This window comes from Streptomyces amakusaensis, assembly GCF_039532665.1.
In the GTDB taxonomy this organism is placed as follows: domain Bacteria; phylum Actinomycetota; class Actinomycetes; order Streptomycetales; family Streptomycetaceae; genus Streptomyces; species Streptomyces amakusaensis.
The window spans coordinates 238989-258879 of sequence record NZ_BAAASB010000013.1 but is presented as its reverse complement, the minus strand read 5'-3'; the positions used below and the strand labels follow the sequence as shown (position 1 = coordinate 258879).

Annotated in this window: 17 protein-coding genes and 1 pseudogene; 8 read left to right on the top strand and 10 right to left on the bottom strand. The window is 72.6% G+C overall.

All coding sequences use genetic code 11. The features are described from left to right. The coding region (locus tag ABD371_RS24015; RefSeq protein ID WP_344480010.1) for a DALR domain-containing protein at positions 1–791 on the top strand (791 nt) is incomplete at its 5' end. Between the two features lie 40 nt (positions 792–831). On the opposite strand, the gene ABD371_RS24010 is transcribed toward ABD371_RS24015, so the two are convergent. Beyond that, entirely contained in the window at positions 832–2040 is a 1209-nt protein-coding gene (locus ABD371_RS24010; protein ID WP_344480008.1) for an MFS transporter, read from the bottom strand. Positions 2041–2162: 122 nt separating this feature from the next. On the opposite strand from ABD371_RS24010, the gene ABD371_RS24005 reads away from it, so the two are divergent. The 5 genes from ABD371_RS24005 to ABD371_RS23985 all read left to right on the top strand — a co-directional run bounded on the left by ABD371_RS24005 (position 2163) and on the right by ABD371_RS23985 (position 7911). Then, positions 2163–2498 (top strand): ArsR/SmtB family transcription factor, encoded by a 336-nt coding sequence (locus ABD371_RS24005; RefSeq protein ID WP_344480007.1) that lies wholly within the window; start codon positions 2163–2165, stop codon positions 2496–2498. Positions 2499–2578: 80 nt separating this feature from the next. Next, entirely contained in the window at positions 2579–2971 is a 393-nt protein-coding gene (locus ABD371_RS24000; protein ID WP_344480005.1) for a TOBE domain-containing protein, read from the top strand. A gap of 62 nt (positions 2972–3033) precedes the next feature. Continuing rightward, complete coding sequence (gene modA, locus ABD371_RS23995) at positions 3034–3798, top strand: molybdate ABC transporter substrate-binding protein (protein ID WP_344480004.1); 765 nt, start codon at positions 3034–3036, stop codon at positions 3796–3798. Between the two features lie 88 nt (positions 3799–3886). Further along, positions 3887–5839 carry an ABC transporter permease gene (locus ABD371_RS23990; protein WP_344480002.1) on the top strand — a complete coding sequence of 651 codons (1953 nt, stop codon included), beginning with the start codon at positions 3887–3889 and terminating at the stop codon, positions 5837–5839. Between the two features lie 278 nt (positions 5840–6117). Beyond that, positions 6118–7911, top strand: a complete 1794-nt coding sequence (locus ABD371_RS23985) for an RICIN domain-containing protein (RefSeq protein ID WP_344480001.1) — start codon at positions 6118–6120, stop codon at positions 7909–7911. A 53-nt stretch (positions 7912–7964) separates the two neighbouring features. Here the strand turns inward: ABD371_RS23985 and ABD371_RS23980 are convergent, their stop codons facing one another. The 7 genes and pseudogenes from ABD371_RS23980 to ABD371_RS23950 all read right to left on the bottom strand — a co-directional run bounded on the left by ABD371_RS23980 (position 7965) and on the right by ABD371_RS23950 (position 14295). Next, a complete protein-coding gene (locus ABD371_RS23980) occupies positions 7965–8753 on the bottom strand; it encodes a VOC family protein (protein WP_344479999.1) in 789 nt (262 codons plus the stop codon). A gap of 120 nt (positions 8754–8873) precedes the next feature. Further along, positions 8874–10331 carry an acyl-CoA synthetase gene (locus ABD371_RS23975; protein WP_344479997.1) on the bottom strand — a complete coding sequence of 486 codons (1458 nt, stop codon included), beginning with the start codon at positions 10329–10331 and terminating at the stop codon, positions 8874–8876. Then, on the bottom strand, positions 10324–10593 hold the full coding sequence (locus ABD371_RS23970; RefSeq protein ID WP_344479996.1) for a hypothetical protein: 270 nt from the start codon (positions 10591–10593) through the stop codon (positions 10324–10326). The genes ABD371_RS23975 and ABD371_RS23970 overlap by 8 nt, the downstream gene beginning before the upstream one ends. Positions 10594–10788: 195 nt before the next feature. Beyond that, on the bottom strand, positions 10789–12351 hold the full coding sequence (locus ABD371_RS23965) for a GAF domain-containing protein (protein ID WP_344479994.1): 1563 nt from the start codon (positions 12349–12351) through the stop codon (positions 10789–10791). 22 nt (positions 12352–12373) lie between these two features. Next, on the bottom strand, positions 12374–13417 hold the full coding sequence (locus tag ABD371_RS23960) for a rod shape-determining protein (protein WP_344479993.1): 1044 nt from the start codon (positions 13415–13417) through the stop codon (positions 12374–12376). 120 nt (positions 13418–13537) lie between these two features. Further along, positions 13538–13744, bottom strand: a pseudogene (locus ABD371_RS23955) (hypothetical protein); the annotation flags it as partial. 86 nt (positions 13745–13830) lie between these two features. Further along, entirely contained in the window at positions 13831–14295 is a 465-nt protein-coding gene (locus ABD371_RS23950) for a MarR family winged helix-turn-helix transcriptional regulator (protein ID WP_344479991.1), read from the bottom strand. Between the two features lie 91 nt (positions 14296–14386). On the opposite strand from ABD371_RS23950, the gene ABD371_RS23945 reads away from it, so the two are divergent. Next, complete coding sequence (locus ABD371_RS23945) at positions 14387–15400, top strand: NADP-dependent oxidoreductase (protein WP_344479990.1); 1014 nt, start codon at positions 14387–14389, stop codon at positions 15398–15400. Between the two features lie 99 nt (positions 15401–15499). On the opposite strand, the gene ABD371_RS23940 is transcribed toward ABD371_RS23945, so the two are convergent. Further along, positions 15500–18061, bottom strand: a complete 2562-nt coding sequence (locus tag ABD371_RS23940) for a M14 family zinc carboxypeptidase (RefSeq protein WP_344479988.1) — start codon at positions 18059–18061, stop codon at positions 15500–15502. 160 nt (positions 18062–18221) lie between these two features. Here ABD371_RS23940 and ABD371_RS23935 point away from each other — a divergent pair, with 160 nt between their 5' ends. After that, complete coding sequence (locus ABD371_RS23935; protein ID WP_344479987.1) at positions 18222–19160, top strand: EI24 domain-containing protein; 939 nt, start codon at positions 18222–18224, stop codon at positions 19158–19160. Here ABD371_RS23935 and ABD371_RS23930 read toward each other — a convergent pair. Next, positions 19150–19881, bottom strand: coding sequence for a carbon-nitrogen hydrolase family protein (locus ABD371_RS23930; protein WP_344479985.1), 732 nt, complete (start codon positions 19879–19881; stop codon positions 19150–19152). The two genes, ABD371_RS23935 and ABD371_RS23930, sit on opposite strands and share 11 nt — an antisense overlap. Between the last annotated feature and the right edge of the window lie 10 nt (positions 19882–19891).

Below are 19891 nucleotides of genomic sequence, written 5' to 3'. Positions count from 1 at the left end.
GGCACCTGGAGTGCTCCGCGATGGCCCACAAGTACCTGGGCGAGGCCTTCGACATCCACGGCGGCGGCCTGGATCTGATCTTCCCGCACCACGAGAACGAGATCGCCCAGGCCAAGGCCTTCGGCGATGAGTTCTCCCGGTACTGGGTGCACAACGCCTGGGTCACCATGAGCGGCGAGAAGATGTCCAAGTCGCTCGGCAACTCGGTGCTCGTCTCCGAGATGGTCAAACGCTGGCGGCCCATCGTTCTCCGCTACTACCTCGGCACCCCGCACTACCGCTCGATGATCGAGTACAGCGAGGAGGCACTGCGCGAGGCCGAGTCCGCCTTCGCCCGGATCGAGGGTTTCGCCCAACGGGTCGTCGAGAAGACCGGGAGCGCCGTCGCCCCCGCCGGAGAGGTCCCGCCGGCCTTCGCCGAGGCCATGGACGACGACCTCGGCGTGCCGCAGGCGCTCGCGATCATCCACACCACCGTCCGCCAGGGCAACTCGGCGCTCGCCGCCGACGACAAGGACGGTGCCGTCGCCCGCCTCGCCGAGGTCCGCGCCATGCTCGGCGTCCTCGGCCTCGACCCCTTCGCCCCGCACTGGGCCGGCGACGCGGTCCGGGGCGACGACCTCCACGGCGCGGTCGACACCCTCGTACGCCTGGTCCTCGAACAGCGCGAGGCGGCCCGCGGCCGCAAGGACTGGGCCACCGCCGACGCCATCCGCGACCAGCTCCAGCAGTCCGGACTGGTCATCGAGGACAGCCCGGACGGTCCCCGCTGGAGCCTGGGACCGGCCTGACGAACCGAACCGAACCGGCCCGGCCCGTGCCCCGGGTCGGTCAATCGGTGCCGCCGGTCAGGGTCTCGGCGGGTGCGGGCCGTGCGGCCCGTGCGCGCCGGGCCGAGGAGGTCCGGACCGCGGTCACTTGCAGGATCAGAGCGAGCAGGGCCGCGCCCGCCGCCCACAGCGGCAGCACCGAGCCGCTCCGGCCGAGGGAGAAGGCGAGGCCGCCGAGGCCCGATCCGACCGCGCTGCCGAGATAGAGGGCGGACTCGTTGAGGGCCACGGCCACCGGACCGCCCTTCTCTCCCCGGGCCTCCAACAGGTCGTTCTGCTGCGGCACTTGCAGGGCCCACCCCACCGCACCCCAGATCGCGATCGGCGCAAGCGCGATCAGCGGATGGATCGAGGCGGTGACACGGAAGGCGAGCAGGGCCGCGACCAGGAGCACCAAGATGCCGACGACCAGGAAATACGGACGGCGGACCCGGTCGACCAGGGTGCCGATCAGAACGCTGCCGACGACGCCTCCGATGCCCCAGGCCCACAGATAGGGAGTGATGCTCTCCACCTCGCCCATGGCGTCGGTCGCCATCACCGGCGCGATATAGGTGTACAGGCCGAGACTGGCGACGGCGGCGAGGAAGGAGACGCCCACGATCGAGGCGACCCGGGGGTCGGTGACGACCTGGGCGCGCTCCCGCAGGGAGAACGAGTGGGTGGCGGGCAGCGTCGGCAGCCGGAGCGCGAGACCGGCGAAGGAGATGAATCCCAGCACGGTGACCAGCCACAGGGTCGAGCGCCACCCTGTGTGCTCGGCGATGAAGACCCCCGCGGGCACCCCGATGACCGTGCCGGAACTCATCCCGCCCATGATCACGGCGAGTGCCCGGCCCCGTCGTTCCTTGTCCACGAGGGACGCGGCGGCGGCTGCGGCGAGGGCCAGATATAGACCGGCGCCGACACCCGCGAAGGCGCGGGTCACCAGCAGCACTGGCAGCGAGTCGGAGAGCGCGCTGCCCGCGTTGGCCAGGGCGAAGACGGCGAGGGAACCGAGCAGCCCGGCCCGTACTCGGGAGGCGGAGAGGAAGGTGGCGAAGATCGGCGAGGCGATGGCATAGGCGAGCGTGAAGGCTGTGACCATCTGCCCCGTGGCCGATACGGACGAGTTGAAGTCGTCGGCGATGACCGGCAGCAGGCCGGCGGTCACATAGGCGTCGAGCCCGAGCGCGAAGGCCCCGACCCCAAGAAGGTGGACGAGGTTCACGGCGTCCCTAATGTTCGATAGTCGCGGTCCATAGGTACATGATGCTGATGTGACTCTTGGGGGCAAAGGCGGAGGGGTATTTCCAGCCGATCACTCGTGCCGGACTGTGCGAGGCTGGAGGGGTGCGCCGATACTTCCATCCGGACCCCGAGGACATCCGCCTCCCCGAGGTGCTGTTCGCGCTGAGCGACGCCACCCGGCTCGGGATCGCCGTCGCCCTGTCGCGCGGCGACGAGCGCACCGCCGGGGAACTGGGCGGGGGGATCGCCAAGTCGACCATGACCCACCATCTGAAGATCCTCAGAGAGGCGGGCCTCCTCCATGTCCGCTCGGAGGGCACCCGCTGCTACAACTCCCTGCGCCTCGGCGAGGTGGAGGCCCGCTTCCCCGGCCTGCTCGATCAGCTGCTGGGCTGCGCGATGGAGTCCGGCTACACCTCGGCCGACGCCCGCCGGTAGCGATTGACGAACCGCACCCACCGGTCGGATCGTCGGACCAGCCTTGTAGATGCGAGCCCATTCGGCCTAACGTATGGCATATGCAGTCGTACACCATTGGTCAGGCCGCCCGTCTTCTCGGCGTCAGTCCCGACACGGCGCGGCGGTGGGCCGATGCCGGGAGGGTCGCGACGCACCGGGACGAGAGCGGGAAGCGGCTGATCGAGGGGCGGGATCTGGCCGCGTTCTCCATTGAGGTGGGGCAGGGGGGAGGCGAGGAGGAGGCCTCGTACACCTCGGCCCGCAACGCCTTTCCGGGCATCGTCACAGCGGTCAAGCTCGGGGACGTCGCCGCGCAGGTCGAGATACAGGCCGGGCCGCACCGGCTGGTCTCCCTGCTGACCAGGGAGGCCGTCGAGGAGCTGGGGCTTGAGGTGGGCATGCGGGCCACCGCCCGGGTGAAGTCGACCAATGTCCATATCGACCTGGCGTGAGCGGGCCCGCCTCCCTCTCGCGCCGACCCGCCCGATCCGTCCCAGCCGAGGAGTCCCGTCCCATGACGTTCCGTCGCCGCGCCGCGGCCGCCGCGTTCACCGCCGCCCTGCTGCTGCCGCTCGCGGCCTGTGGCGGTGACGACGGGGGGGACGGGCCGAAGAAGGTGGACCTGACCGTGCTCGCCGCCTCCTCGCTCACCGATGTCTTCGCGACGGCGGGCGCGGCGTACGAGAAGGAGAACCCGGGGACCAAGGTCGCCTTCTCCTTCGCGGGCTCCCAGGAGCTGGCCGCGCAGGTCCGGCAGGGCGCTCCCGCCGACGCGCTGGTCACGGCCGACACCAAGACCATGGACGGGCTGCGGGCCGAGACCGGGAAGCCGACGGTCATCGCGAAGAACAGGCTCGTCATCGCCGTCGCCGAGGGCAACCCCGAGAAGATCGACGGGCTCGGGGACCTGGCCGACAGCAGGCTCAAGGTCGTCCTCGCCGCGCCCGAGGTGCCCGTCGGCCGCTACGGCGAGCAGATCCTGGACCGGCAGAAGGTCGAGGTGAAGCCGGTGTCCCAGGAGCCCAACGTCCGCGCCGTGCTCAGCAAGGTCGAACTGGGCGAGGCCGACGCGGGGCTCGTCTACAAGACCGACGCGGCGGCAGCCGCCGGCAAGGTCGACGCGATCGAGATCCCGGACGCCCAGAACGCCGTCGCGCGATACCCGGCGGCGACCCTCAAGGACAGCGAGCACTCCGAGGCCGCCGCCGCGTTCGTGACCTGGCTGAGCGGCCCCGAGGCTCGGAAGATCCTCCAGGACGCGGGCTTCCAGCAGCCGTAGACCGCGCCCGTGTCCGGTGCGCGGGGGCGGACCGCCCGCGCACCGAGCACCATGGACCTCACGTGCATCGCGTACACCAGGAACCCCGATGAAACGCCTTCGCCTCCAAGGGCCCACCGGCACCCGCGTGCCCCTCGCGCTCGCCGTCCCCGCTCTGCTCGCCATCGCGTTTCTGCTGCTGCCCCTCCTCGGCATCCTGGTCCACACCGAGTGGACCGAGCTGGGTACGCATCTGAGCAGCCCGGCCGTCGTCGAGGCGCTCCGGCTCTCCCTCCTCGTCTCCTTCGGCGCGCTCGGCCTCTCCCTGCTGTTCGGGGTGCCGCTGGCCTGGCTGCTCGCCCGGGTGAGCTTCCCCGGCAAGGTGTTCGTACGCTCCCTGGTGCTGCTCCCCATGGTGCTGCCGCCCACCGTCGGAGGCGTCGCCCTCCTGCTGGGCTTCGGCCGCCGGGGGCTGCTGGGCCCCTGGCTGGAGTCCACCTTCGGCATCACCCTCCCCTTCCACACCTCCGGCGCGGTCGTCGCCGCGACCTTCGTCGCGATGCCCTTCCTCGTCATCAGCCTCGAAGGCGCGCTGGGCGGACTGCGGCCCGGTTACGAGGAGACCGCGGCCTCGCTCGGAGCCTCTCCGGTACGGGTGTTCCGCACCGTCACCCTGCCGATGGTGGCTCCCGGGCTGGCCGCCGGGGCGGCGCTCACCTGGGCCCGAGCGCTCGGCGAGTTCGGCGCGACCATCACCTTCGCCGGGAATCTGCCCGGCGCGACCCAGACCCTGCCGCTCCAGGTCTATCTGCTCCTCCAGTCCCGGCCGGAGGCGGCGACCTCCCTCTCCCTGCTGCTCCTGGCCATCGCCCTGGGCGTGCTCATCGCCCTGCGCGGACACTGGACCGGCGGCGGAGCGGGCGCGACAGCCGTACGGGCGGACCCGGGGAGCGGGAAGGCCGAGCCGGAGCCTGAGCCGGGTGCCAAGGACGGGCCCTCGGCCCCGGCGTCACCGCGGGGCGGCGAAGCCTGGTCCCTGAGCGCCGAGCTGACCGGCTTCACCCGGCTCACCCTCGAAGCCGCCCCCGGCACCACCATCGCCGTCGTCGGCCCCAACGGCGCGGGCAAGACCACCCTGCTGCGCGCCCTCCTCGGCCTCACCCCCCGCGCCCACGCGGTCCTGAGCCTCGGCCCCGACGAGGTCACCGAACTCCCCCCGCACCGCCGGGGCGTCGCCTGGGTTCCCCAGGACGGCGCGCTCTTCCCGCATCTGAGCGCCCTCGGCAACACCGCGTACGGGCCGCGGGCGCAGGGCGTGCCGCGCGCCGAGGCGCGCCGCGACGCGCGGGAGTGGCTGGACCGGCTGGGGGTGGGGCAGCTCGCCGGGCGCAGACCCGCCCAGCTCTCCGGCGGCCAGGCCCAGCGGGTGGCCCTCGCCCGGGCGCTGGCCGCGCGCCCCCGGCTGCTGCTGCTGGACGAGCCGCTCGCCGCCCTCGACCAGACCACCCGGGCCCGGGTGCGCCACACCCTGCGCACCCATCTCGAAGGCTTCGGCGGGGTCTGTCTGATCGTCACCCACGACCCGGTGGAGGCGGTCTCGCTCGCCGACCGGGTCCTGGTGCTGGAGGAGGGCCGTGCGCTCCAGGACGCCTCGCCCGCCGAGGTCACGCGCCGTCCGCGCTCCCCGTGGGTCGCCCGGATGCTCGGCCGCAACGCCTGGGCCGGCACCGCGACGGAGAGCGGGCTGAGCCTGCCCGGCGGCGGCGCTCTGACCGTCGCGGAGCCGCTGCCCGCCGGTACGCGGGCCCTCGCGGTGATCGCCCCCGAGGCGGTCTCCGTGCACCGGCTGAGACCGGGCGGCAGCCCGCGCAATGTCTGGCCGGGCACGGTCCGGGAGATCACCGCGAGCGGCAGCAGACTGCGCATTCTCATCACTTCGGCGGGGATTCCCGATCTGGTCGCCGAAATCACTCCGCAGGCGGCGGCCGAACTCGGACTCGCCGACGGTGTCGCCGTGTGGGCGAGTGTCAAGGCGACGGAGATCTCGCTCGGTGAGGTCTGAGCGGGGAAACGTCGGGGCAGGCCCTAAGTACCCAGTACAGGAGGGGAGTCGGCCGGTCCCGGCGCTATGGCCGGCGGTTCTTGAACTCTTGTTCCGCACCGGTGGTTGTGCGAAAGTGAGCCACTCCACGTCCGATCACGGTCGGTTTTGTTCAACCGTTCGTTGAGTTTTGAACAGCCCCACGACGACTTCATCGAACCGAATCCTCTGCCCGCTCGCCCCGGGCCGGACGGCACTGCTCACCCCCCACCGCAATGCCCTGGACGGAAAGACGTCTTATGGCCAATCCCCAACACCAGGATTCCTTCCCTCCCTCACGCACCGGCCTCGACTCGGGGGCCTCCGACGAAGGTCTGGCGGCCGCCCTGCGGGCCTCGGACGCCCCCCACGACTCCCGGCCCGTGGCCGCCCTGCTGGCCAGGCACTGGCAGCCGGTTCTCGACTACGCGGCCATCGGTGCCCCCTCCGCCAAGGCCGCCTCCCTGCTGACCGCCGCCGCATTCGCCAGAGTGCTGGAGAATCTCCGGCGCGCGCGGACGACCTCCGCAATCCGTCCGCTGCTTCTGACGACCGCCCGCCATATCGCCAAGGCATGGGCGTCCGACACCCGTGTCACCGCGCTGGCCGAACTCCAGAATCCCCGGACCGGCCGCACCGCGCACGCCGACATGTTCACCCTCCCCGCGAATCGGGCCCTGGTCGCCCGCGCCTTTCTGGAGCTGCCCGGATCCGCCCAATGCCTGCTCTGGCACAGCGAGGTGGAAGCCGAGGACATATCCGTACCCGCCGTTTTGCTGGCGATGGACCCGCGCGGCGCGGCGCTCCAGCTGGAACAGGCCAGGGAAATGCTCAGGTCGGGGATTCTCCGCTGCCATCTGGAAATCGCACCACAGTGCGAATGCCGTTATTACAACCGGCTGCTCGATCTCTCCGCGCGCCGCGGCGGCGAGCCGCCCCCCGGCGTACGGGCGCATCTCGCCGTCTGCCGGCACTGCCGATTCGCCGCCGATCAACTCGACCACCGCGAGGGCCGGCTCTCCCCGCTGCTCGCCGAGGGGGTGCTCGGCTGGGCCGCGCAGTCCTACCTCGACTCCCGGCCGGCCCGCCGGACCGCCCGCCACCAGCCCAGGGCCGCGACCCGCCGTCCGCGCCGGGCACGGCCCCGTACACCGCCGTCCCTCGTGCCCCTCGCGCTCCGGGGCCGGACGCTCTCCCGGCGCGGACGCACGGCCCTCTTCACCGGGGTGGGCGCGGCCACCGGGCTGCTGATCGCGGCCACGGTCGTCACCGGGCTCCGGGGGGACCACCAGGGGCACCGGGAGGACACGGCCGCGTCCGCCGGGGCGTCCGCCGCGCCGCTGCCCGAAGGCGGGGCCGAGGCCTCCTCCGTACCCGCCGCGCGTCCCTCGGCGACCGCCGCCGTCCGTCCCTTCGCCCCCCTCACCACCCAGTTCCGCCACGCCGAGTCGGGCCTCTGTCTGGATCTGCGCGGCCGCCGGGCCGAGCCGGACACCGACGCCACCACGGCGGCCTGCGCCCACCGGGCCACACAGCGATGGGTGTACGAGGAGGACGGCCGGCTGCGCTCCGCCGTCGAGCCCGGGCTCTGCCTCAACTCCCGGGAGTCGGCGGGCGTGCTCAGCCTCACCGACTGCCCGCCGGCGGACGGGGGCACGGCCGACGCGACGGGCGTACGGTACGACCTCACCGTCCAGGGCCAGATGGTCCCCCGCTGGCACGGCGGGCTCGCCGTCGCCCCCGGCTCCGCCCGGGCCGGGGCCGATGTGGTCGTCGAGCTGCGCGACGACTCGGCCGGCCAGCGCTGGCTGACCGGCCGCGCCCCCGCCGCGACGGAGCCCGGGAGTACGCCCAAGGCCACGCCGGGAGGCGGGAGCGCCGGCCCCTCACGGCCCGCCGCCGCCGAACCGCCGACGCCGCCGGGTCTGCCCGGCGGCCGGACCCCGGCCGACGGAATGCCCCGGTCCGCCCGCTCCGACCGGGTGTGGGGAATCAGCGACCGACAGGACCCACCCCCGGAACAGCCCGCTCCGGCACTGGTGCGGGGGGAGTGAACGCCCGGGGGCGCGCGGTTCCGCGCGCCCCCGGGACCGGTCCGGGAGCCGCCTCAGGAGAAGGTGGGCGTCTCGCCCTCCTTGTCCGCCGGATCGATCAGCGTGAAGACCGCGCCCTGCTGGTCCATCACCGGGGCGAACCGCCCGAAGGGGCTGGGGTGCGGCCCGTACAGCAGCTGTCCGCCCAGCCGTTGGACGGTGGCGACCGCCGCGTCCACGCCCGCCACGGCGAAGTACACATTGATGAACGGGGGCGCGTCGGCCGGGAAGTTGTCCGTCATCCGCAGCCGGCCCGCCACGGGCTCGCCGCCGATGCTCCAGACGTGGTAGTCGACCTGGTCGCTCTCCATCCTTTTGACCTCGAAGGGGAAGACCGAGGGGAAGAACGCGTCGGCCTTGCGCACCTCCCGGGTGCACAGATCCGCCCAGGCGTAAGCCCCCGGCGTACCCGTCCGCTCGAAGCCCTGATGGGACGCCGGCTGCCAGGCGCTGAAGTGGATCCCGCTGGGGTCCTGGGCGACGACCATCGTGCCGAAGCCGCCCACCTCGACGGAGTCCGCGATCAGCGTGCCGCCGTTCTCACGGATCTTCGCGGCGGTCGCTCTCGCGTCCGGGGTGGCGAAGTAGAGATTCCAGGCGGGGGGCCGCTCCGCCCCCGGCTCCTGCGGCATCAGGGCGGCCACCGTCCCGCCGTCCACCGAGGCCTGGGTGTAGTGCCCGAACTCCTCGGAACTCTCGCCGAACGTCCAGCCGAACAGCTCGCCGTAGAAACTCTTCGCGGCGGCCAGGTCGGGAAACATCCCGTCCGCCCAGCAGGGTGTGCCTTCAGGTCGTACGGCCATGGGGCAGCGCCTCCCGTCGAGAGGGGGCGGCCGGGGTGCCGGCCGCTCCTCTCACGCTAGGCGTCGCTGCTTCCACCCGCGCGCCGAAGCCGCGCCCGGAACGAAAACCGCTGGTGGGAGCTATGAAGCCGACAGGGACCGCTTCATGATCTTGCCCATGTCATTGCGCGGCAGCGCGTCGAGGAAGCGGACCGTGCGGGGGCGCTTGTGCGGGGCCAGCTGGGCCGCCACATGGGCCGCCAGCTCCTCCGGGGTGGGCCGGGCCCGGTCGTCGTCGGCGACGATCCACGCCACCACGCGCTCGCCGAGATCCGGGTCGGGCTCGCCGGTCACCGCCGCCTCGCGGACGCCGGGGTGCTCCAGAAGGGCGTTCTCGATCTCCCCGGCGCCGATCTTGTACCCGCCGCTCTTGATCAGATCGGTGGCCCGGCGGCCGACGATGCGCACCGATCCGTCCTCGTCGCGCACCGCCATGTCGCCGGTGCGGAACCAGTCCCCGTCGAAGGCCGCCGCCGTGGCCTCCGGGCGGTTCAGATACTCGGTGAAGAGGTTCTCGCCGCGGACCTGGACCTCGCCGATGCTCTCCCCGTCGTACTCGGTGAGCACCGAGCCGTCCTCGGCGACCAGCCGCAGCTCCACCCCGCGCAGCGGCACCCCCACCGAGCCGGGGCGGGCCCGGCCGTCCACCCGGACGCTGGTGTTCATCAGCGTCTCGGTCATGCCGTACCGCTCGATCACCCGGCGGCCGGTCGCCGCCTCGATGCGCCGGTGGTCGTGGAGGGGCAGCGCCGCCGAGCCCGAGACCAGCAGCCGCGCGCCGGCCAGCGCCCCGCGCAACTTCTCGTCGCCGTCGAGGGCTTCGGCCAGCCGGTGGTACATCGTGGGCACGCCGAAGAGCATGGTGCCGCCGCCCGCCAGCTCGCGCGCCACGCCGTCGACGGAGAATCTGCCGAGGTGCCGCACCTCACCGCCCCGGCGCAGCGGCCCGAGGACGCCGAGGATCAGCCCGTGCACATGGAACAGCGGCAGCCCGTGCACCAGGACGTCGTCGGCGGTCCACTCCCAGGCGTCCTCCAGCGCGTCCAGGGTCACGGCCAGGGCGCGCCGGGGCAGCACCGCGCCCTTGGGCGGGCCGGTCGTCCCCGAGGTGTAGACGATCAGCGCGGGGGAGAGCGGCCCCGGTTCGCCGGGCGGCGGCGACGCGGGGCCGCCGGTCGCGGCCACGGGTGTCACCGGCACGTCGATCCGCTCCAGCCCGTCCAGCGCGCCGGGCAGTTCGTCGCCGGGGGCGGCGAGCACCGCCGCCGGGCCGCTGTCGGTGACGATGTGCGCCAGCTCGCGCTCGCCGGTCTTCGGGTTGAGCGGCACCACCGGGACCCCGGCGAGCAGCGCGGCCACCACGCCCACCGCCGTCTCCAGCGTCGGCGTGGCCCACAGGGCGACCCTCGGGGCCCCGCCGATCCGGGCGGCCAGAGGGCCGGCGGCCTGTGCCAACTGCCCGTAGGTCAGGGCGCGCTCCCCGAAGCGCAGGGCCGTCCGGCCGGTCGCGGTGTGCAAGGCGGGGAAGAGGTCACTCACTCGTCGTACTCCAAGTCTCCGTCCGTACGGCCCTGGCCGCGGCCGTGTCCCCGCCCAGTACATCAGCACGCGCGGGATGCTGCTCCACCCTGCCCTGCCGGGGTTCGAAGACGGCGGAGCGGTCCACCTTCAGCCACCACGCCAGGGTTCCGCCGAGTGCGAGGGCGAGCAGGACCGCCAGCAGGACGGAGCCCGTCAGCAGCCATCCGAGTACGGTGAGCGCCCGGGGCGCGCGCCGGGGCGCGGGGGTCTCGGGCGTCATAACAGGGGCCGGTGAGTCCGGGTCGTGCCAGGTGTCATGCGCATCTTCGAAGGGTAGCCAGCACGGGCCTCCCGGAAAGGGTGTTGGCACCCATCGGCCACAGCAGCTTCTTACGTCCGGCGGCGCCGGAGAGCGGCGTGGGCCCGCACCTTTCCAACGCGGGCCCGCACTTCTCTGACGCGGGCCCGCACCTTTCTAACGCGGGGCCTCCCAGCCGAACGTGGTCCCCCGTCCCGCGCCGTCCTCGCGCAGGCCGTCGTCCGCGACCGTCAGCCGCACCCCCGCCGTGCCGTCCGGCAGCCGGGCGGTGGCGTCCACCTCCACCTCCACCGAGGTGACGTCGGGCCGCCGGTGCGCCGCCGCCAGCGCGCCCCGGAGCGCGGCCAGCAGCCGCTGGTCCACCGGCTCCCTCAGCAGCGCGTCGACCGGCCCCCGGAAGCGCACCGACGGCCGGAAGCCGAGCAGCGCGGCCGCGCCGCCCGTCTCCCGGAGCACCCGGCCCCGGAAACTGGCGGGCGCGTCGGCGGGCGGCTGCTGGAGTGCGAAGATCGCCGTCCGCACCTCCTGGATGGTCGAGTCCAGCTCGTCCACCGCCCGGCCGAGCAGCTCGTCCGACTCCCCGCCCGCCGCCCTGCGCCGGGTCGACTCCAGCATCATCTCCGTCGCGAACAGCCGCTGGACGACGAGGTCGTGCAGATCGCGGGCGATCCGGTCGCGGTCCTCGTAGACCGCCAGCCGCTCGCGGTTGTGCTGGGCGTCGGCGAGCACCAGCGCCAGCGCGGCCTGGGAGGCGAACTGCGAGGCCAGCAGCCGTTCCTCCACGGTGTACGGGTCGCCGTGCCGCCGCCGGGGCAGCGCCAGGGTGCCGATCAGCCGGCCCCCGCTCTGGAGCGGCAGCATCATCGAGGGGCCGAAGCGGGTGCGTACGGGGGTGGTCATCCGGGGGTCGGTCGCCGAGTCCTCGATGAACACGGGCTCGCCGCCGAGCAGCTGCTCCAGCACCGGGGAGCCGGGCGCGATGGTGGTGCCCACGATGTCGCCCGGGTCGTCCACCGCGGAGGCGGCGACGATCTCCATCCCGCCCTCGTCGGTGGGCTGGAGCACCACCCCCGCCGAGGCCCCGGCGAGGATACGGGCCTGCTCGGCGACGGTGGCCAGGGCGTCCTGCGGGCTCTTCCCGGTGAGCAGGGCGGTGGTGACGGCCGCCGCGCCCGCGATCCACCGCTCCCGCTGGCGGGCCGTCTCGTACAGCCGGGCGTTGCCGATCGCGATCCCGGCCTGGGAGCCGAGGACCCGCAGCACCGCGAGATCCTCCTCGGTGAAGGGGCCCTCGCGCTTCTCGGAGAGATAGAGATTGCCGAAGACCTCGCTCTGGACCCGGATCGGCACCCCGATCAGCGAGCGCATCACGGGGTGGCCCTCGGGCACGCCCGAGGAGCGGGGATCGGCCGCGAGATCGTTGATCAGCAGCGGCTGCGGATCCCGGACGAGCAGCCCCACCAGCCCGGACTCCCCGCCGGGCAGCGGGCCGATCCGGTCCCGCTCCTCCTGGCTCAGCCCGGAGGTGAACAGCTCGGTGAGGATCCCGCGCTCCGGGTCGATCACGCCGAGCGCGCCGTAGCGGGCCCCGGCGAGTTCGGTGGCGGTGTCGACGAGATGCTGGAGCGTGGCGGGGAGTTCGAGGTCGGTGCCCACGCTGAGCACGGCCTCCAGCAGCAGCGGAAGCCGAGCCTCCGCCGCCCCGCCGGGTTCGCCCACCGCCGCCGCCTCGCCTCCGTGCTCAGCCGACCTCGGCCAGCGGGTTCAGCACCAGTGGCTGGATCTTGCCCTCCAGCATCGCACCGAGCCCCAGTACCGCGCAGATGTCCGGCCGGTCCGCGATCTGCACCGGCATCCCGGTCGCGTCCCGCAGCATCTGATCGAAGCCGGGCAGCAGCGCGCTGCCGCCCACCATCATGATCCCCCGGTCGGCGAGATCGGCGACAAGGTCGGGCGGGCAGTCCCGCAGCACCTTGCCGATACCGTCGATGACCGAGGTCAGCGGGGTGTGGATGGCATTTCGCACGGCGGCGGTGTCCACCTGCACCGAGCGGGCGAGACCGGTGGCCACGTCCCGGCCGTGGATCTCGGTCGACTCGGGGCCGTGCGAGTGGAGCCCGTTGCTCTGGAGCGCCAGCTGGAGCGGCCGGACCGACTGGCTGGGCAGCATCAGCTCGTGCTGGGTGCGCAGATGCTGGATCACCGCGTGGTCGATCGCGTTGCCGCCGACGGGGATGCGCTCGGCGGTGACGATCGCCCCGAGGGAGAGCACCGCGATCTGCGTGGTGGCCGCCCCGCACACCATGATCATGGTCGCAGTGGGCTGCTCCACGGGGAGTCCGCAGCCCACGGCGGCGGCGATGAGCGTGTCGACCAGCTCGACCCGGCGCGCCCCGAGCCCGACCAGCGTCTCCACGGCGGCGCGCTGCGCCAGCGGATCACTGAGGTGGGGGGTGCAGGCGGCGGCCCGCAGCCGGGGCTTGCGGCGCAGCTGCCTGCGGAGCTTCTCGCCGAGGAGATGGCGGAGCATGCGCTGCGCCATCTCGATGTCCACCACCGTCCCGCCGGACACCGGGCGGACGACCTGGATGTAGCCGGGGGTGCGGCCGGTCATCTTCTCCGCGAGCGCGCCGACCGCGATGAGCGCGCCGTTACGGGTGTTCACGGCGGCGACGCTCGGTTCGTCCACGACGAGCCCCACGCCCTTGACGAAGACTCTGGTACGGGCTGCGCCCAGGTCGACGGCGACATGGCAGCGGCGCAGCCGCTCAAGACTGACGGTCACGGCGGATCCTCCCGGGTGCGGTACCTGAAGGCATCGTCCGGCCGGGCCCCGTCCGGCGCGCGCTGGGTGAGCCGGTCGGGGGGCCGCCGGGGCCCGCTCGGCCCCGGGGCCTGAAAAGGCTCAGCGCGTCCCGCCGGGCAGCGACAGCCGCTGGAACAGACCCCAGGTGAACTCCGCGACGCCCCGCTCCCCGCCGGGCAGCGTCAGAGCGAGCCGCCATCGCCCCGGGGCCGACCCCTCGGCCGGAACCGCCGGAGCGAAGGCCCGCGCCGCCTCGTCCACGGTGCACGACCACGGCGTCAGATCCTCCGCCGCCCTCAGCCCGGGCGAGGACCGCAGCAGTACGAGCCGGAAATCGAGGGGCCCCAGGGGCGCGACCGCGTGCATGGCACCATCCTGCCCGGCACCGGACCTCAGACGGCGGGTCCGGCGGGGCCCTCGCCCGGCGGGGTCTCGCCCAGCATGCGGCGCAGCAGGTCCCGCAGGGTCTCGCGCTCGCCCTGCGTGAGCCCGGCCAGCGGCTCCCGGGCGAAGTCCAGGGAGTCCCGCAGCCGGCAGATCGTGCGCACGCCCTCGTCGGTCGCCGCCGCGATCTTCACTCGGCGGTCGTTCGGGTCGGCGCGGCGCTCCACCAGGCCGCGCTGTTCCAGCCGGTCCACGATGCCGGTGACATTGGACGGCTCGCACTTCAGCTTCCGGGCTATCCGGCGCATCGGGGTGGGCTCCAGTGTGAGCAGCCCCAGCAGCTTGGCCTGCGCGCCGGTCAGCGAGTGCTGGGCGGCGGCCTGCTCGTACTCCGCGTGGTAGCGGGCCACCACATCGCCGATCAGATCGATGACGTCGAGGGTCACGGGGTCGGGGCGGGAGTGGTGAGCCATGGCGACATCCTACGGTAAATATTTGACAATATAAAATATTCTCAGCATGGTTGTTTCAGTAAGTGAAGCATCTTTCAGGAGGCAGCGAGCCATGTCCGTACTTCCCGCCACCAGCCGCGAATGGCAGCTCGTCGCCCGCCCGCTCGGCTGGCCCAAGAAGGAGGACTTCGCCCTCCGCGAGGTCCCCGTGACCGAGCCGGGTCCGGGCAGGATCCTCGTCCGCAACCTCTACTTCTCGGTCGACCCGTACATGCGCGGACGCATGAACGATGTGAAGTCCTACCTCCCGCCGTTCCAGCTCGACCGCCCGATGGAGGGCGGCGCGGTCGGCGAGATCGTCGCCTCCGCCGCCGAGGGCTTCGCCGTCGGCGACCATGTGGTGCACAACCTCGGCTGGCGCGAGTACGCCGAGGTCCCCGCCGAGCAGGCCGTCAAGGCCGACGCCTCCCTCGCCCCGCTCTCCGCCTATCTGGGCGTGCTGGGCATGACCGGCCTCACCTCGTACGCGGGACTCCTGCGGTCCGCCTCCTTCAAGGAGGGCGACGCCGTCTTCGTCTCCGGCGCGGCGGGCGCGGTCGGCAGCCAGGTCGGCCAGATCGCCAGGATCAAGGGCGCCTCCCGGGTCATCGGCTCGGCCGGCTCCGACGAGAAGGTCAAGCTGCTCACCGAGGAGTACGGCTTTGACGCCGCCTTCAACTACAAGAACGGCTCCGTCGCCGAACAGCTCCAGCAGGCCGCGCCCGACGGGATCGACGTCTACTTCGACAATGTCGGCGGCGACCACCTCCAGGCCGCGCTCGGCTCGCTCAGGCTCCACGGCCGGATCGCCCTCTGCGGAATGATCGCCCAGTACAACGACACCGAACTGGCCCCCGGCCCGAGCAATCTCCCCCTGATGATCGGCAAGCGGCTGCGGATGCAGGGCCTGCTGGTCACCGATCACTTCGACCTCCAGCCGGAGTTCGTCCGCGACACCGCCGGCTGGATCGCCACCGGTGAGCTGAAGTACGCCGAGACCGTGGTCAAGGGCATCGAGCACGGCTACGACGCGTTCATCGGAATGCTGCGCGGCGAGAACACCGGAAAGATGCTCGTCTCGGTCTGAGCCGCGCACCCGCACGGCGAAGGGCCGCACCCCCGGCGGTACGCGGGGGTGCGGCCCTTCGCCGCTCGTCCGAATCCGGCTCCGAATCCGGTCAGTGACTCAGTGGTTCAGCAGCGCGCGCCCGATCTGCGCGAACACACCCTTCGGGTGCGCGCGGAACAGCGGCTCCGTGCCGAACAGCGCCACCTTCGCCCCCGTCGCCGAGGTCCCGCTGACGACCGACGGCTTGCCCGCCGCGTCCGCCGGGCCGCCCGAGCCGTCGGCGGTCGCCCGCCAGTGGCCCGCGACCAGCGGATTGCCGCCGCCGTACGACTGGTCCACCCGTACGCCCGAACCGAGCCCGGTGAACCACACCGGCGAGTAGACGAAGGTGTGGCCCGGAGCGCCACCGGTGATCACACCGCCGGCGTTCGAGACCCGCACCACGCCGTTGGCGTCGCCGTTGCCCTCCACGGCGGTGGCCTGCAACAGCCCCGCCGCGCTGGTGAGCGCCGCGCCGTCCGCGCCCAGACCGACCACCGCGACCCCGCTGTCCCGGAAGGCGTCGCGCGCCGCCGGCGTCAGAGCCGTGTGGTTGAGGCCCGTCGACACGAACAGCGCGTCGACGCCCCGCCAGTCGAAGCCCGCGTTGAGGATCGCCGTCGACACCGGCACCACGTCGAAGCCCATCTCACGCAGCGCGAACTGCTCGCCCGCGGTGCCCGCCGCGGCCACCCGGGTCCGCTCCAGCGGCGCGACCCCGCGCTCCCTCGTCGAGCCGAACACCACCGAGAAACGCTCCGCGACCAGGGCCGCGTGCTTGCGTGCCGAAGCCGGCACGATCGCCGCCCCGTCCGCCGTCCGCCGGATCTTGACCCCCTGCGCCAGCAGCGAGTTCACCGCCGCCAGCTCCCGGGGGTCGTCCAGCCGCAGCCGCAGATCGCCGTGGCGGGCCACCGAACCGGTCGGCGCGGCGGCGCGGACCGGACGGCCCAGCACCCGCAGCTCGCCGCTGACGGCCTTGTCCACCGTAGCGCCCCACAGCAGCCCCAGGCTCCAGCCCGAGATGTCGTACATCGCCGACACATCGGGGCTGATGTCGCGGCCCTCGGCCAGGATCACATTGGCGATGCCGCGCTTGGGCTGGCGCATGTCCACCACGTACGAACCCGCCGGATACGTCTTCCCGGCCAGCCGGAACGACATCAGCGCACGCTCCACGCGCACGTCATTGGCGACCAGATGGTCCACCAGCCGGCCCGCCGCCGTGGCGCTGCGCTGACCCCGCCCGGCCGGAATCACATAGGCCCGGGGAAAAGTCGTCGTGTAGACGTCCTCGGGACCGATCCCGGGCACACCCGGAACCGTCTCCTCCGACACTGGCCGCTGCGCCTCGCCCGCCGCGCCGCGCCGGAAGGTCTCGATCTGGTCGGCGATCACCGAACCCCGGTTGGCGTGGGTGTAGTCGAGGGTCGCGCGCATCGCCGCGCCCGCGATGTCGGTGTTGATCGCGGACCGCCGGCGCAACTCCTCCACCGGCAGCGTCTCGTACGACTGGTTGTTGACCCGCATCGGGAACTCGATGGTGTGCGAGGCCACCGCGCCCTGGAACGGCATGTACTGCGGGGTGAAGATCGGCGGCCAGTCGTCCCAGCCCTCCGTCTGGTCCCGGAAGGGGATCTCGACCGGCTTCACACCGTCCTTCTCGGCGGTGTACCCGAGCCCGTTGACGGCCTTCTCCATGCCGAGCGCGTTGGCGTACGAGTTCTTCAGGAAGAGGTCGTACTCGTAGTTCTCGCCGTGCGGCGGGGTCGTCGGCTCGATCAGGGTGCCGTTCACATAGCCGTGCAGATCGAGCATGACGGCCGGCTGCTTGTCGATCGCCAGCTGGCGGATCGCCCGGGACTCGGGCTGGGAGGCGGTGATGAAGTCGCGGTTGAGGTCAAAACCGTTGGCGTTGGCCCGGGTGCCGGCGACCCGGCCGTCGGGGTTGGCCGTCACATTGAGATAGATCCGGTTCTTCGCCAGCAGCCCGGCCGTCTTGGCGTCCTTGGCCTTCGCCAGCTCCTCGATGAGCTTCAGGGCCGCGTCCGTGCCCTCCCACTCATTGCCGTGGATGTTGTTGTTGATGAAGACCGGCGTCTTGTACGCGGACTTCAGCTGCTTGTCCCGGGCCGCCGAAGCGGGGGAGTTCTCTATCCGCTCCCGCATCCGCTCCTGCTCGCGGACCTTCCCCGCGCTCTCCGGCGCGGTCACGGTGACCAGATACAGCTCACGCCCGTTGGCCGACCTGCCCGCCACCTCCACGCTGACCCGGTCGCTCAGCTTCTGGAGCTCGTTGAGGCGGGGCGCTATCGAGTGGTAGGGAATCAGACCGAGCTTTATCGACTTGTCGGCAGGATTCGCCGCCGGGGACTTGAGGGTCGTGCGCCGGGGGTAACCCCGGTCCTTGACGAACGAGTGCGTCCCGTGGCGGAGCGCCTCCGCGGTGGCCGAAAGTGGCGCTCTGGAGAGCGCGGAGTCGCCGCCGCTGCGCTCGCGCGAGGGGCCGGGGCCGCCGGGCGGCCCCGGTTCTCCCGGGAGCGGGGCGGAAACGGGGAGCGCGGTCGCCGGGGCCGGTGCCAGAAGCACGGCGACGGCGAGCGCGGCGGTGGTGACCAGGACGGGTCTGGAAATGCCCATGCGTGAGTCCCTCCGGGGGGAGCGGGGGTCGATCGCCATGACATGTATGCCGCAACGATCAGTACGCAGGGTTTACCTGGTGCGGCCGGAAACAATCAAGGGGTGTTTCCTACGAATCGCTCCCGGCAGGGCGCGCGACCGGGCCGGATAGGGTGGTCCCATGCGTGATTTCGGGGCGGGTTTCGGCTACTTGATGAAGGGCCAGCGCTGGGTCGGCGCACACGGCCGATGGTTCGGCATCGGGCTGCTGCCCGGGCTGGTGACCCTGGTGCTGTACGCGGGCGCGCTCATCGGCCTCGCCTACGGCGCGAACGATCTGGTCGGCTGGGCGACGCCGTTCGCCGACGACTGGTCCTCGCCGTGGGACGGCCTCTTCCGGGGCTTTCTGACCGCCCTGCTCTTCGTGCTCGGCCTCTTCCTCGCGGTGATCACCTTCACCGCGGTCACCCTGCTGGTCGGGCAGCCCTTCTACGAGTCCCTCTCCGAGGAGGTCGACCGCAGCGAGAGCGGCCACGCCCCGGAGTCGGGACTGCCGCTCTGGCGCGATCTCTGGATCTCCGGGCGGGACTCGCTGCGGATCGTGCTGCGGGTGACGTTCTACGGAGTGCTCCTCTTCGCCGCCGGTTTCATCCCGGTCGTCGGCCAGACCGTGGTGCCGGTCCTCGGCTTCTGCGTCACGGGCTACTTCCTCGCCGAGGAGCTGACGGCGGTCGCCCTCCAGCGCCGGGGCGTCGAGCTCAAGGAGCGGCTGGCGCTGCTCAAGGGCCGCCGGATGATGACGCTGGGCTTCGGCGTCCCGCTGGCGCTGGCCTATCTGGTGCCGTTCGTCGCCGTGTTCCTGATGCCGGGCGCGGTGGCCGGCGCGACGCTGATGGTCCGCGAGCTGCGCCCGGACGCCCCGGTCGCCCCGGAGCCCCCGGCGGCGGGCGCGGGCCACCCGGTGGTCGGAGACCGGCCCCAGCCCCAGGTCTGGCCCACCCCGCAGCAGGGCCACGGCCCGCCCCAGGGCCAGGCGTACGGCCAGGGCCAGGCGTACGGCCAGGGCCAGGGATACGGCCCCGGCACCCCCGCTCCCGGAAACCCCTACCTCAACGGCTGACGGGCACCGGCTCCACCACCGCCACCGCCAGCCCGGGATCCGCCCGGGCGGCGGTGGCGAGCGAACTCCCGTCCGGGCCCCAGACGCCGCTGTCGCCGGGGCAGACGCCGATGTCGCTGGGGCCCACCTGGTTGGCCATCACCACATACAGCCCGTTCTCCCGGGCACGGACGGGATAGACCGACTCGAAGGAGTCGTTCCCCTCCTCCAGCACCGAGCTGGCCAGATACACCTGGCAGCCGTCCTTCCGGGCGCGCTCGGCCAGCTCGGGGAAGCGGTTGTCGTAGCAGACGGCCAGCGCGAAACGGACGCCGTCGAGCGTGAACCGGCCGTCCTCCGTGCCCGCCGCGCAGACATCCAGCTCCACACCGTGCAGATTCCGCTTGTCATAGCGGGCGAGCAGCTCCCCGTCCGGCCCGATGACCAGCGAACTGATCCCGGGCCGCCCGCCGGCGGTCAGCACCGCCGCGTTGACCACGGCGGCCGTCCCCGTCTCCCGGCACGCCTCGCGCACCGGCCCGAGCCGGGGATCGTCCTCCGTCAGCCACAGCCCGGGATCCCGGGCGATCAGATCCATGCCGTACCCCGTCACCGCCAACTCGGCGAAGACCACCAGCCGCACCCCCTGCCCGGAGGCGGTACGCACCAGATCCCGCATGGTCTCGGCATTGGCCCCGACATCGCCGGGCACGGAGCCGAACTGAGCAGCCGCTATCTTCATGGGCCCATCA

What these genes read in the sequence shown, in the direction of transcription:
- ABD371_RS23990 (WP_344480002.1), top strand. Translation starts at nt 3,887, where the DNA reads ATGAAACGCCTTCGCCTCCAAGGGCCCACCGGCACCCGCGTGCCCCTC.
- ABD371_RS23970 (WP_344479996.1), bottom strand. Translation starts at nt 10,593, where the DNA reads ATGACGCCCGAGACCCCCGCGCCCCGGCGCGCGCCCCGGGCGCTCACC.
- ABD371_RS23940 (WP_344479988.1), bottom strand. Translation starts at nt 18,061, where the DNA reads ATGGGCATTTCCAGACCCGTCCTGGTCACCACCGCCGCGCTCGCCGTC.
- ABD371_RS23930 (WP_344479985.1), bottom strand. Translation starts at nt 19,881, where the DNA reads ATGAAGATAGCGGCTGCTCAGTTCGGCTCCGTGCCCGGCGATGTCGGG.
- ABD371_RS23950 (WP_344479991.1), bottom strand. Translation starts at nt 14,295, where the DNA reads ATGGCTCACCACTCCCGCCCCGACCCCGTGACCCTCGACGTCATCGAT.
- ABD371_RS24000 (WP_344480005.1), top strand. Translation starts at nt 2,579, where the DNA reads ATGCAGTCGTACACCATTGGTCAGGCCGCCCGTCTTCTCGGCGTCAGT.
- modA (WP_344480004.1), top strand. Translation starts at nt 3,034, where the DNA reads ATGACGTTCCGTCGCCGCGCCGCGGCCGCCGCGTTCACCGCCGCCCTG.
- ABD371_RS23985 (WP_344480001.1), top strand. Translation starts at nt 6,118, where the DNA reads ATGGCCAATCCCCAACACCAGGATTCCTTCCCTCCCTCACGCACCGGC.
- ABD371_RS23980 (WP_344479999.1), bottom strand. Translation starts at nt 8,753, where the DNA reads ATGGCCGTACGACCTGAAGGCACACCCTGCTGGGCGGACGGGATGTTT.
- ABD371_RS23935 (WP_344479987.1), top strand. Translation starts at nt 18,222, where the DNA reads ATGCGTGATTTCGGGGCGGGTTTCGGCTACTTGATGAAGGGCCAGCGC.
- ABD371_RS23945 (WP_344479990.1), top strand. Translation starts at nt 14,387, where the DNA reads ATGTCCGTACTTCCCGCCACCAGCCGCGAATGGCAGCTCGTCGCCCGC.